Source organism: Escherichia marmotae, from assembly GCF_002900365.1.
GTDB classification, from domain to species: Bacteria; Pseudomonadota; Gammaproteobacteria; order Enterobacterales; family Enterobacteriaceae; genus Escherichia; species Escherichia marmotae.
This window is the reverse complement of the sequence record NZ_CP025979.1, coordinates 142,354-155,750: the sequence shown is the minus strand read 5'-3', so window position 1 is coordinate 155,750 and position 13,397 is coordinate 142,354. Positions and strand designations below refer to the sequence as shown.

General features: G+C 52.5%; 7 protein-coding genes. 1 reads left to right on the top strand and 6 read right to left on the bottom strand.

From position 1 onward, the window contains the following. The first annotated feature begins 9 nt into the window (after nt 1-9). Nucleotides 10-1,194 (top strand): acetyl-CoA acetyltransferase, encoded by a 1,185-nt coding sequence (gene atoB, locus C1192_RS00770; RefSeq protein ID WP_038355057.1) that lies wholly within the window; start codon nt 10-12, stop codon nt 1,192-1,194. Nucleotides 1,195-1,267: 73 nt separating this feature from the next. Here atoB and C1192_RS00765 read toward each other — a convergent pair whose 3' ends face one another. The 6 genes from C1192_RS00765 to gyrA form a co-directional block, all read right to left on the bottom strand. Further along, on the bottom strand, nt 1,268-2,044 hold the full coding sequence (locus tag C1192_RS00765; RefSeq protein WP_001225842.1) for a YfaP family protein: 777 nt from the start codon (nt 2,042-2,044) through the stop codon (nt 1,268-1,270). Nucleotides 2,045-2,048: 4 nt separating this feature from the next. Further along, entirely contained in the window at nt 2,049-3,698 is a 1,650-nt protein-coding gene (locus C1192_RS00760; RefSeq protein ID WP_038355056.1) for a YfaQ family protein, read from the bottom strand. Beyond that, nucleotides 3,699-8,297, bottom strand: a complete 4,599-nt coding sequence (locus C1192_RS00755; protein WP_101958044.1) for an alpha-2-macroglobulin family protein — start codon at nt 8,295-8,297, stop codon at nt 3,699-3,701. Beyond that, on the bottom strand, nt 8,231-8,854 hold the full coding sequence (locus C1192_RS00750) for a DUF1175 domain-containing protein (RefSeq protein WP_038355055.1): 624 nt from the start codon (nt 8,852-8,854) through the stop codon (nt 8,231-8,233). The genes C1192_RS00755 and C1192_RS00750 overlap by 67 nt, the downstream gene beginning before the upstream one ends. Next, on the bottom strand, nt 8,851-10,539 hold the full coding sequence (locus tag C1192_RS00745; RefSeq protein WP_016248986.1) for a DUF2138 domain-containing protein: 1,689 nt from the start codon (nt 10,537-10,539) through the stop codon (nt 8,851-8,853). Before C1192_RS00745 ends, C1192_RS00750 begins: the two co-directional genes overlap by 4 nt. A gap of 148 nt (nt 10,540-10,687) precedes the next feature. Beyond that, nucleotides 10,688-13,315, bottom strand: coding sequence for a DNA topoisomerase (ATP-hydrolyzing) subunit A (gyrA, locus tag C1192_RS00740; RefSeq protein ID WP_016248987.1), 2,628 nt, complete (start codon nt 13,313-13,315; stop codon nt 10,688-10,690). Between the last annotated feature and the right edge of the window lie 82 nt (nt 13,316-13,397).

Below are 13,397 nucleotides of genomic sequence, written 5' to 3'. Positions count from 1 at the left end.
GAATATAAAATGAAAAATTGTGTCATCGTCAGTGCGGTACGTACTGCCATCGGTAGTTTTAACGGTTCACTCGCCTCCACCAGCGCTATCGATCTAGGGGCAACGGTGATCCAGGCCGCCATTGAACGCGCAAAAATTGACTCACAACACGTAGATGAAGTGATTATGGGTAACGTCCTGCAGGCGGGTTTAGGGCAAAACCCGGCGCGTCAGGCATTGCTTAAAAGCGGGCTGGCAGAAACGGTGTGCGGATTTACGATCAACAAAGTGTGTGGCTCGGGTCTGAAAAGCGTGGCGCTTGCCGCCCAGGCGATTCAGGCCGGTCAGGCGCAGAGCATCGTCGCGGGTGGAATGGAGAACATGAGTTTAGCGCCCTACTTACTCGATGCAAAAGCACGCTCAGGTTATCGTCTGGGAGACGGTCAGGTTTATGACGTAATCCTGCGCGATGGTCTGATGTGCGCCACCCACGGTTATCATATGGGGATTACCGCCGAAAACGTGGCTAAAGAGTACGGAATTACCCGTGAAATGCAGGATGAACTGGCACTAAATTCACAGCGTAAAGCGGCAACGGCAATTGAATCTGGTGCTTTTACAGCCGAAATTGTCCCGGTAAATGTCGTCACACGGAAGAAAACCATCGTCTTCGATCGCGATGAATTCCCGAAAGCAGATTCTACTGCAGAAGCTCTGGCTGCATTGCGCCCGGCCTTCGACAAAGCCGGAACGGTCACTGCCGGGAATGCTTCAGGCATTAACGACGGTGCTGCCGCACTGGTGATTATGGAAGAATCGGCGGCGCTGGCGGCAGGCCTTAAACCACTGGCTCGCATTAAAAGCTATGCCAGCGGCGGCGTGGCTCCCGCGTTGATGGGAATGGGGCCAGTACCTGCCACACAAAAAGCGTTACAACTGGCAGGGCTGCAACTGGCAGATATTGATCTTATCGAAGCCAATGAAGCGTTTGCTGCGCAGTTCCTTGCCGTAGGGAAAACCCTGGGCTTTGATCCTGAGAAAGTGAATGTTAACGGCGGGGCTATCGCGCTCGGGCATCCTATCGGTGCCAGCGGTGCACGTATTCTGGTCACTCTGTTACATGCAATGCAGGCACGCGATAAAACGCTGGGGCTGGCAACGCTATGTATTGGTGGTGGTCAGGGAATTGCGATGGTGATTGAACGGTTGAATTAATAAACAAAAACGCCCGATAGCGAAAGTCATCGGGCGTTTTCTTAAACAACGACAGTGAAGGTAACCTCATTAATTACCAGTCAAAACTTTTCACCAGCGTCAGTTCACCAGCATTACGCATCGGGACAACAAAAGTTTCCTGTTTTTCATTGACCGAGCCTTCATCAGTGATGAGCGTCAGTTGAGCAGTCGTCAATTCCGTTTCGCTGCGTCCGCCATAGTAGTTGATATACACCTGATAGCGCCCGTGAATCGGCGCAGGCATAGCGAAAATCTCTGGTCCGTAACCTGTCGTGACATCCATATCCAGTGCGCCACTATTTTTCAGCGCTGTATTACCGTACCAGGCGTGTTCACCATCCGGCGTGACGACATGGAGATCGAGATCGGTATTATCCGTATCCCATGAAAGAACTAACCGTAAACGCGCGCGAATTGCACCAGCCCCCGGTGTAGAGTAAAACTGCATTTTTTGTCGGCTTTGCCCATCAGGGCTGATGACCTGCACACTGTTGCTGCCTTCGGTAAAAATATAAGGGCGCGCAAATGAACCATCAGATTCAATTCTCTGCGGCATACTGGCACCGTTGACCACCAATCGCCCCTGCTGGGTTTTGCCCGCCGCAGCATAATTTTTTATTTTGCCGCGGATCTGCGCAGAGATATTTTGATCATCAGCCATATTGACGGACGACGCGGGGTAATTGATCGATTGTGAAAAACTGGCATCTTCACCCTCTGCCGGATGCCAGCCAGAAAGCGGTGCATCAATTTCGACTTCCTGCACTCCTTCGCTGTGGGCAACAGGCGAAAGTGCCACCAGTAACAACGGAAGAAATATCTTTCGCATAGCATTAGTCCATTAATAATTGTCGGGTCAGCGCTTCGATATAGTTCTCATCCAGCCCGGTGGGGTATCCATCAAAGGCAAGATGCAGGTACTCATGAGTTAAATCCAGTCGATCCTGAAGTGTAAAAAAATTACGAATAAATAGCCTTTTTTGCTGCCGATCGGTATAGGGGAACCCCGAGACTAAACGGCACACCGCGAATACGTCTGGCTCGTTGTACCCCGTCTCGTCTTGTAACGCGCGCCGCCACTGTGGCATTTTTTCCGCCAGCCAGGCTTTCGCTTTCGGTAATAACTGGCAAGTAGAGCGTGGTGCTCCCCAGCGGCTAAGGCTGTTGTCGGGATAAGCAAAGGCGAGTATCTGGTCGTAACGCTCTCCCTGCCCCGCCTGGACGGTGGCTTGCCGCCAGGACAGCGTTCCTTCAGCAGCGCGACTGCCATGATAATGAACCGGATCGCCCGCATAGATGAGATCCTGCGTCCAGGCGGTCATCGTCCGCGCGCCCGTGGTGGCTGGCGAAGCAGAAACGCGCTGAGTGGCGCTGCTGTCCGGGATTGTCAGGCAATCGCCTTCCCGATCGGCATTTTGCTGTAAAAATGTGCGAATCGCCACGGTCATGGCTTTCGCTGCCTCAGGGGGCGTACTTTTCGCCTCGCGATCCAGCACTCTGGCAACGTACTCTTCACGATCGAGATGCGACTGCAATTTCAGTTTGCCATTTTCCGTAAGTAAGGTCGTCTCACCGTGGCTGACCAACGTAATATGGTTACCATTGGCAAACGTCACTCGATAGCGCCCATTAAGCACGCCGGGTTTTACTGCCGTCGTACTCTTTTCCGCAGTGATTTTTTTCACCGGATAACGAGCAAACAGATCCACCAGTACACATTGCCCACTGGCAACTTGCGTCGGTACAGGCAAAACCTGATTAAGAATCGTCGCGTAACGGGTCAATACCGTTTTGCTGGTGCCGCTGCCTGTAACCCATAGCGGCGTACCATCAGTTAACCAACCAGCAAAACCGCCCTGACGGATTTCCTGTTTATCATCGGCAAACCAGCTCCAGGTTTTCACTCGTACCCGACTACCGAGCATGGACGCTACGCCAATTTTCGAATCGTCCAGCACCACGTCCAGTAATATTTCCTGGGCTTTGTTTTGCGCAGGTAACGTCGCCAGTGAATCAAGCAACGATTTAACGGTTACCGACGTTTCGGGTTTCAGCGTAGAAAGCGATGCTAACCAGGTTGGTGCCTGGCGCTGTTGCCAGTATTGCCCCCACGCATCCGCACCGATGTGCAACCGCTGCGGCGAAAAGTAGAGACCACAGGAACGCACCAACGCCGTTTCGCGCGTAATGCTCTCCCCCGCCTGACAGCAATAGACTTCTTCCGGAGAGTTACCGCGACACTGGTAGGGCTGCTCCGGCTGATGAGTATCCTCAAGCCAGGCATAAACATACAGCTTCCATAAGCTCCCTAACGGCGTAGTGAGCGTGTCAGGTAGCGTAGAGACGTTTGTCACGCCCGATGGCGTCAACTGATACAGTTGATCATGCTGCGCCCCCCGCAGTGCCAGTTGTAACGGCGTCTCCTCCGCAAACGTTGACAGCGTAACCAGCGTCAATAGCCAGACGATTCTGCGCAAGTACACTTATTTCACCTGCATCCCGCGCCATTCGCTACCTGCCGCAACGCTTTGCTGCGCAGGCGCATAGGAACGCACATAACGAACGGGCGGTAGAACGAATTGCCCTTTTTGCGAGAAGCGCAGCAGATGGTGGAAAGTGACCGTTCCTGCAAATTCTTTCACCGGCACCATATAAGCCAACTCGCTCATTTCATTACGCGCTTTTTCCAGCAACTGCCCCTGCTGTTTCGCGGTGTTGGGCTTGTTGACTGAGATGCCCCACGTTGTCCGTTCAACATCAGCTCCCGGCGGTAGCGGTACTTCCACCTGACCGTAGCGCAGCGGCGCATCCTGCTCACTGGTGAGAGTGATTTCATCGAGATACAGCGCATCGCTGTCAATCTCACTACTGGTAACCGGCTGCAGAGTAAAGCTCATCTCTTCATCCCCCGGGATCAGCCGATACAACTGGCGTTCAACGGTCACCGGAATGTTACTTTGTTGAGCAGTTTTTGCCGGTTCACGCCAACGGACCTGCACGTTTTGCGACGATAATTCGTCACCAAAAGAGAGAATGTCTGGCACCCCCTGACCAACCCAACGCCAGTATTCGCCCCCGCCAGTCGCCTTTTGTTTAGCCCATGCGCCCGCAGGTGCGGGTAACACTACGGGAGGCATCGCTGCCATATATTTCGCCAGCCAGTTCATGGCCAGTGCACGTTCGATACTGGATTGCTGGGCGGTTAAACCACTTAAAATGGCCGCAGCCTGGGTGGAGTCGCCACCGCTATTAAGCAACACAACCGTGTGCGCCAGCGGTTGGTTGCTGTTTGCCGCTTTATCCCACGCATACTGCTGGACCTGTGGCATGACAGTGGACTTCAACTGTGCTTTTTTCAGTAACGTCATGGTTAAAACGTTTGCCACCGCATCCGCCAGCGGAGACTCTGGCGCATCGAGGATCAGGCTATCATTGATATCACGAGTGTCTTCCTCTGAGAGCGCTTTGATTTCTTTCCGGGAAACCGCTTCATCCAGCCCTTTCAGCAACGTTTTGCACGGCAGATTCATCTCCTGCGCCCACGCCAGCACCAGCGCCCGATGCAGTAACGGCATGTTATCCGCCTGCTCTGCGTAGCTGTCGAGCATATGCTGCCAGTATTCAGGTTGTTGCATTACGCCAAGCGCCTGACTGGCCTGCCAGTCGGCATACCATGCCCATACTGTCAGGAAGGCATCGCCATTGCCATCTTCACCCCACCAGGTAAAGCGCGCGCCTGGCCCCGCCAGTTGCATCAGCCGCAAACGGTTATCCTGAATCATCTGACGAATGTCGTTGGCGGCAGCACTCTGATGATCGGCAAGCGCACGCCAGGCAAGGCTTAGGGGGAGCAGACGGCTACCGGTGTTGATTACGCCCCCCCAGGGTTCATCGACTAACGCGTCGAGGTTATTACGGAAAATCTCCTGCGGCGTTTCGCTGCTTTGTAGTCGGATGTTACTCGCCAGCTCTGGCAACATCAGCGTGTTATCGCCACCGCCGAGCATGACGTTTTTCTGCTGTTCAACGGACCAGGTGTTATCAACAAAAGACAGTTTTGTGCTAATGCTGTCCTGCACTTGCCCATTTTGTTGCAATTCTGCGCTTAGCAAACCAGATTGCTGAATGTCCTGCGTCAGCGAAATATAGTTAGCCCCTTTATGCAACGTCAGCGTCTGGCGCATTTCAACACCCGCAAATTTACTTACCAGCTCTACCGGTTCGTTATCCTGCTGACTGAAAATAAACAGCCCTGCCGCCGGTTTGTCGCCCAGGCGATACACCGTTGGCATACTCCACTTCATGTAGAGATTTTTTTCCGAGCGCAAATAAGCACGCCCCTGCCCGACCAGCCCGTCGCCGTTCATCCCACGTGCGGTAATGCGCCAACGGGTTAACGAATCCGGCATCAGGAACGTGAAATATGCTTTGCCTTGTTTGTCCGTTGTTAGCGATGGCATCCATGCCGCGGTATCAACCTCTTCGCGCCGTGGGCGTTCCAGCATTTTCACTCGCCGCTCGCTGCGGTTTGTTGCTCCTGGCGCAACCGGCTCGCTGGAGAGTGCCTGGTCGTAGCTGATAAATGACAGGCTGGAACTGGTACGCACATTGTTACGCCCCAGCGGATAGAAAAATTTGCCGATATTTGGCGCAATCTCCGGTTGCAGCGCGTAGATCATTTCATCGACCACGCCAACCGTTAGTTGTGCAGAAACAGGTTTGCCCTTCAGCAATGAGGTTAATTCCACATTTACCAGTTCGCCTGGCTGGTAATGAGTTTTGCCCGTTTTCACACGAATATCTAACTGGGGAACGGCGACTTTGATCCCGGCATTCTGAAAACTGTACTGCCCGTTACGGGTATACAGCACCGAAAAGGTGATGTTAGGCGCAAAGGTATTACTCACCGGAACGCGGGCTTCATACTGGGTATCGTTTAAACGTTGCAGTGTTAGCCAGCTTGCTGGTTGCGATAACAGCGACCGCTGTTCAACGCGATCACGCTCCAGCGTCAGCAACGCTTCATCAATCGGTTCCGGGAAAGTGATCAGCATCTTCGCGGTTTCGCCGGGCTGGTAGAGCGTTTTATCCGCCACAATATCTACCGTACCGGTATGCGCCATGCTGCCCTTACCGCTGACCGCATGGCTTAACCCGGCGAGAATCAGGCCGTCTTTATCACGCAAAGTCAGATTGTAGTTGCCGGGTTTATCGAAATTAACGGTGAAGGATTTACCGCCAGACGCCAGGTCACCGCTGTAGCTTGTGCGGTCTTCCAGACGCAACCACTCGTACTTAACGGGAACCTGTTTTGAAGCCTCCAGCGCGGCATAACGGAATACCACCGGCTCGCCACTTTTGCTGTATTGTGCGGCGGTGCTTAGTGTGTAATGTGCAAGACCGCGTTCAATGAGGATCTCTTTGGTGGTGGTAACACGATATGCCGCGCCGTCGCTGGCGGAGACAGTTAATAAATAACGGCTCGGTTTATCGGCAGCGGGAAGATTTAACGCCACATGACCGCTATCGTCTGAAACCGTTTCGCTGCCTTCAAGCGACACCGGGAAACGCCCGGCATAACGCAAATCGTTGCCAACCATCGACAATTGTTGGGCGCGCAAACTTAACTGCACCCGAGCATTTTTTACTGGCTCACCATCCGGGTAGAGCAGTTGTAGTTTACCGCTGACCGCTTCGTCAGTTTTGAAATCTTTTTTGTCGAGGGCTAAGCCAATCTCAAAATGCGGTTTGATGTAGTTTGCCACGCGAAAACTGCTGCTATAGACCTGGTTGCGGTAAGCCAGGCGTAACTCATAACCTCCGGCAACGGCATTTTCTGGCAGGCGGAAACTCCCCTGCCCGCCATTACGCGCATCAAGCGCGACATTGACGGTTTGCAACAGACTACCGTTGGCATCCAGCACCGAGAGTTTCGCCGGAGCACTTACGATAGGGGATGAATGCAGCGGGCCGTGAAACTCGCGCCCCATCACTTTGACATCAACACGGTCGCCTGCGCGGTATAGCGGGCGGTCGGTAAAGATATACAAACGGGTGTTATAGGTTTCGCTTTCGTAGAAGAAATTCTCGGATACAAAAACGCCGCCTTCAGCATCTTTACCAAGAATGTATGAACGTTCAGGCGATATATGTTGTAACTGCAAGGCACCGCTGTCATCAGTAACGCCGCGAGTCATCACGCCAAAACCGTCAGTCCACAGGATCTCGGAGCCAGGCTTCGCTTCACCCTGCTTTTTGCCAGCGGTCCACACCAGAAGTTCGTTACCCGACACTTTGCTGAGCGCCACGGTATCGGAAACAAATACCACTGTTGTCGCCCGATAACTGCCTACCATCGCCTCGACGAGGTACAGTCCAGGCTCTTGTTTGCCGAGAGGAATATAGACATTGCCCGGCTGCGGCGAGATGAAATTACTGGATGCACCGTCCAGTTTTACGCCTTGTTGTGGCTCGACTGGTTTTGCCTGCCATAGTGGGTAACGAAACTGCTCCACCAGCGGGTATTTCTTCAGCGGTGAAAACAGGTTGTTTTGTACATAACGGGAAGGTTTGATGATGGCATTGCCAAGCTGCAATTCCGGTAATGCCTGAGTTACATTCTGCCGCGACTGAGAAGAGAAAGAACGCTGCATCACGCGGCGAGATTTGCCGTACCAGTTATCCCACAGCCAGGTCAGCGTATTGTTCAGACCGTCGCCCAGATATTGCGGCTGTACCACAATGCGATGCAGGTTTTTCTGCTGACGCAGGAACGCTATTGGGTCAGGAATACGATACAGGCGAACATCCACGCCGCCGTATTCTTCCATCTGATAACGCCGATAATCACGCCCCGGAGCTTCCAGCCGCACTTTAGCCTCTTCATTGCTGCTAAAACTGCTGTCAGCGAGCAAAAAGAATGTTCCCCCGGCAGGTGGCGCATAATTGCTGGAAGGGAGTGAGTCATCAGCGTTAACAAGCCCCGTCCCTGCGAGAGACAAGCACAGACAGGCCGCTATCGCGCCAGAAAATTTAAACGATAAATGCCAATAAAATTGGGATTGGAATCGTTGGGTATCCATCGGGTGTCCTTCCATGTCATAAGTTGTTGCAGACTGACTGCGCGCATTCCGTTGTCAGTTTTCGTAGCGCTTCCGGTGTGGTAGATGACGTAACGCCCCATCCAGACCATTAAATGCTGGGCATCGCCCTGATCGAAAAAAATCATATCACCAGGCTGCGCCTGGTTTATGTCCAGGCCAATAAAATGGCTGTTGTACTGAATCAAATTAATCGCTGTCACATAGGGGCCGGTTTTGTCGTTCCCCTGATTCCAGTTTTGTGCCAGTTGCCGCTGTTCAGGTGTTAGCGTCATCTCTGGCGGCAAATACTGACTTGCTATACCGTTACTTTTTAGCCATTTGCTGTCGTGAACTTTCAGTGCCTCGTTCGCCGCAAAGCGCACCAGTCCCGCACAATCCTGCTGATACCAACGCGGACTTGGCCCCTGGCGTAGTTGTTCTTGTGCAATGCGCACAAACCAGGCGCGAAATAGCCCCGATTGTTCGACATTCAGCCTTTCGCTATGGGCAACAAAACAACACAGCCAACAGCTCAGCGCCAGCAACCCGTGTCTCATAGTGGCTGCCAGGTAATGGGTATCCACTGCCAGGCGGCACCGGGTTCCATCTGAGCCAGCTTTATGACATAGCGAGGTTGTTGAGATAAAGCGTCCAGCTTCGGCATTAATAAAGTTTGCGCGGCATTATAAAAAACCGGTTCGAGGTTCTTCGGCAGACTGGTCAGCGTTTCGTTGCGCAACAATTTCGCCACGCCTTGCGGATTCACATAAACCGGAACCACACCACCGACCGGAATTACATCCACCATTGCCGGTCGCGTTTTATTCAGTGTTTGCAATGCGTTATTCACCAGCGTGTCATCCAGGGAGAAAAGCAACGTTTTATTTTGCATCGCCAGCGACACACGGAAAAAGGACGCTGACATAAGTTGTTCAGGTTGTGCAGCCTGTGCGGCCGGGTACTGGCCGTAACGAGAACTGACTTCCCGACGCCATATTCTGGCCTCTCCTTGTTGTGTTTCCGTCACCGGCAGTACACCTTCCGGCGCTTTGCTTTCGTGCGCGCCGATATTTTGGCTAAACAGTTTCCCTGGTAGTTGCGCCTGTTCGGCTGTGCCATCAAACTGACCAACAAATAACGGTGTTTGCAGTTTTGAGTCTTCATACCAACACAGTCCGGCTGCACCATCTAACGCCCCGTTCAACTTGTCGTTTTCCTGGCTGATGTGCGAAAGCATCTCTTCGGCAATACCGTGCGAATACGGCACAGCTACGCAGAAGCTGGCACCAGCAGGCATACTGTTCCATACCGGAGTGAAATCGAAACTGGCATCTACACTGGCGGATCCATCATTTAATGCCAGAAAGCTGTGCCAGCCGTCGTTGTTCATTTCGAAGCGCACACCGGCAAAAGATGGGATAAGTCGCTGGTAGCCAAAGCCCAGCAAATTTGCGCTAACCACGATACGCTGACGTACTGGTGTTTTTCCGGCAGTACGCTCTTCCAGGCCAAAGCGGGTTTCCCAGCGTTTTTTGCCGCTCAACAAATCACTCGCGATCGCCGTCGCTTCGCTATCCTGCTGGTCGTCTTTAAACAGCATATCCGTACTGGAGAAAACCAGCATTTTGTCCTGATAAGTCGTGAACATCAGTGTGTTATTGCTGTTATAGCGCAACTGATAAACAGGAATAGTTTCATTATTTATCTTGATGCTGCTGATTTCCGTCTTGCTTAACTGGCTGTCGCTGGTGGCAGCAAACAGTAACGGTTCCAGTAATTTACTTAAGCCACTGCGCTGAATCAGCACCATATAATGTGAAAGATGTCCCTGTTTATCGTGCCACAGCGCCGCCTGCGCAGGCTGGTCTAACAACGAGGAAAATAACTTATCTTTCAGCGTGAGATCGTGTTCATAGACAATGCGGCGAATGCTGCCTTCAATGCCCAGACGGTCGGCATGGTTCTGATAATAAAAAACAAAATCTTCGCTTAAAACATCATGGAGAAAAGGAATTGTGAGGAGATCTTTGGGGAGCTGGCTTAGAGAGTCGCTGTCGAGAAAGAGGTCCGGCTCATTGAGATCGATTTGCAGATTGTTGTGCACCACCAGTGGCGACAAGGTTTTTTCTGCTCCACTGCCAGTGTATTGCAATGCCCAGACGCCTGCGGAAAGCAGTGCTATTGCCCCAAAACCTACAAGGCCATAAAACCGCCAGCCTTTCGCCTTTTTTTCACCACTCATTGCCACATTCCTTGTGTAAAACCAGCCATTTTTTATGGGCGATGTAAAACTTTATCGCGCCCTAATACGACAAAAGCCCAGACTTTGCAGTCTGGACTTTTCAATTCAAAAAAGGGAAACAGCTCCCTTTTGGCATGAAGCGATGAAATTATTCTTCTTCTGGTTCGTCGTCAACGTCCACTTCCGGAGCGATTTCATCGTCCCCTTCCGCAGCACTGCCGTCGATAGCATCCAGCTCTTCGTCGTCAACTGGCTCTGCGACACGTTGCAGCCCCACCACGTTTTCATCTTCCGCTGTACGGATGAGGATAACGCCCTGAGTGTTACGACCAACCACACTGATTTCCGAAACACGTGTACGCACCAGCGTACCGGCATCAGTGATCATCATGATCTGGTCGCAGTCATCTACCTGCACCGCACCAACCACTAACCCGTTACGTTCAGTGACTTTGATGGAGATAACCCCTTTCGTCGCACGCGACTTGGTTGGGTATTCCGCCACCGCAGTACGCTTACCGTAACCGTTTTGCGTTGCGGTAAGGATTGCACCATCACCACGTGGAACGATCAGAGATACGACTTTATCACCTTCGCCTAAACGGATACCGCGAACACCAGTGGTGTTGCAGCCCATCGCGCGAACAGAAGATTCTTTAAAGCGCACCACTTTACCTTCAGCGGAGAACAACATCACTTCGTCTTCGCCGCTGGTCAGGTCAACGCCAATCAGTTCATCGCCTTCAACCAGTTTGATTGCCACTTTACCAGCGGTACGCAAGCGGTTGAATTCGGTGAGGACGGTTTTCTTCACAGTGCCGTTAGCTGTCGCCATGAAGACTTTCACGCCTTCTTCAAACTCGGTCACCGGCAGAATGGCGGTGATACGTTCGTCCTGTTCCAGCGGCAACAGGTTAACGATCGGACGACCACGCGCACCACGAGAGGCTTCAGGCAACTGATAAACCTTCATCGAATAAACGCGACCACGACTGGAGAAGCACAGAATATGATCGTGGGTGTTCGCCACCAGCAACCGGTCGATAAAGTCTTCTTCTTTTATACGTGCGGCAGATTTACCTTTCCCGCCACGACGCTGCGCTTCGTATTCCGAAAGCGGCTGATACTTCACGTAGCCCTGGTGAGAAAGCGTTACGACCACATCTTCCTGGGTGATCAGATCTTCCAGGTTGATATCAGCGCTGTTAGCCGTGATTTCAGTACGACGTTTGTCACCAAACTGTTCACGAACCAGTTCCAGTTCTTCACGGATCACTTCCATAAGGCGATCGGCACTGCCAAGAATACGCAGCAGTTCAGCAATCTGATCCAGCAGCTCTTTGTATTCGTCGAGCAGTTTTTCGTGCTCAAGGCCGGTCAGTTTTTGCAGACGCAGATCCAGAATCGCCTGAGCTTGCTGTTCGGTCAGGTAGTACAGACCGTCACGCACGCCGAACTGTGGCTCCAGCCATTCCGGACGCGCAGCATCGTCGCCCGCACGTTCCAGCATCGCGGCAACGTTGCCCAACTGCCACGGATTGGCAACCAGCGCAGTTTTCGCTTCTGCCGGGGTCGGCGCATGACGGATCAGCTCGATGATCGGATCGATGTTCGCCAGCGCCACGGCTAATGCTTCAAGGATATGAGCACGGTCGCGCGCTTTACGCAGTTCGAAGATGGTACGACGCGTCACCACTTCGCGGCGGTGACGGACAAACGCTGCGATAATGTCTTTCAGGTTCATGATCTTCGGCTGACCATGATGCAATGCCACCATGTTAATACCGAAAGAAACCTGCAACTGGGTCTGGGAGTAGAGGTTGTTGAGCACCACTTCACCGACCGCATCGCGTTTAACTTCAATCACAATGCGCATACCGTCTTTGTCAGACTCGTCACGCAGCGCGCTGATGCCTTCCACGCGTTTTTCTTTTACCAGCTCCGCAATCTTCTCAATCAGGCGTGCTTTGTTCACCTGATACGGAATCTCGTGGACGATAATGGTTTCACGCCCGGTTTTGGCGTCAACTTCCACTTCGGCACGCGCGCGGATATACACCTTGCCGCGACCGGTACGGTAAGCTTCTTCAATGCCACGACGACCGTTGATGATTGCTGCCGTCGGGAAGTCTGGTCCCGGGATGTGTTCCATCAGCCCTTCAATGCTGATGTCTTCATCTTCGATATACGCCAGACAACCGTTGATCACTTCCGTCAGGTTGTGCGGCGGGATGTTGGTTGCCATACCTACGGCGATACCGGAAGAACCGTTCACCAGCAGGTTAGGAATTTTGGTCGGCATGACGTCCGGAATTTTTTCCGTGCCGTCATAGTTATCAACGAAATCGACCGTCTCTTTTTCGAGATCGGCCATCAGTTCATGGGCAATTTTCGCCAGACGGATTTCCGTATAACGCATTGCCGCCGCGGAGTCGCCGTCGATAGAACCGAAGTTGCCCTGACCGTCTACCAGCATGTAACGCAGCGAGAATGGCTGCGCCATACGGACGATCGTGTCATAGACCGCCGAGTCACCATGGGGATGGTATTTACCGATTACGTCACCAACGACACGGGCAGATTTTTTATAGGCTTTGTTCCAGTCATTGCCTAGTACGTTCATGGCGTAAAGTACGCGACGGTGTACCGGCTTCAGGCCATCTCGGACATCTGGCAGCGCACGGCCAACAATGACCGACATCGCATAATCCAGATAGGAGCTTTTCAGCTCTTCCTCAATGTTGACCGGTGTAATTTCTCTCGCAAGGTCGCTCATCTAACCGCTATCCCTCTACTGTATCCCGGATTCAAAGGTCGCAAATTATAACACAGCCGCGCAGATTGAGGTAAACCTATAC

Excerpts from the sequence above, each read along its gene's own strand:
- atoB (WP_038355057.1), top strand. The coding sequence starts at position 10 with ATGAAAAATTGTGTCATCGTCAGTGCGGTACGTACTGCCATCGGTAGT.
- C1192_RS00765 (WP_001225842.1), bottom strand. The coding sequence starts at position 2,044 with ATGCGAAAGATATTTCTTCCGTTGTTACTGGTGGCACTTTCGCCTGTT.
- C1192_RS00755 (WP_101958044.1), bottom strand. The coding sequence starts at position 8,297 with ATGGATACCCAACGATTCCAATCCCAATTTTATTGGCATTTATCGTTT.
- C1192_RS00750 (WP_038355055.1), bottom strand. The coding sequence starts at position 8,854 with ATGAGACACGGGTTGCTGGCGCTGAGCTGTTGGCTGTGTTGTTTTGTT.
- C1192_RS00745 (WP_016248986.1), bottom strand. The coding sequence starts at position 10,539 with ATGAGTGGTGAAAAAAAGGCGAAAGGCTGGCGGTTTTATGGCCTTGTA.
- gyrA (WP_016248987.1), bottom strand. The coding sequence starts at position 13,315 with ATGAGCGACCTTGCGAGAGAAATTACACCGGTCAACATTGAGGAAGAG.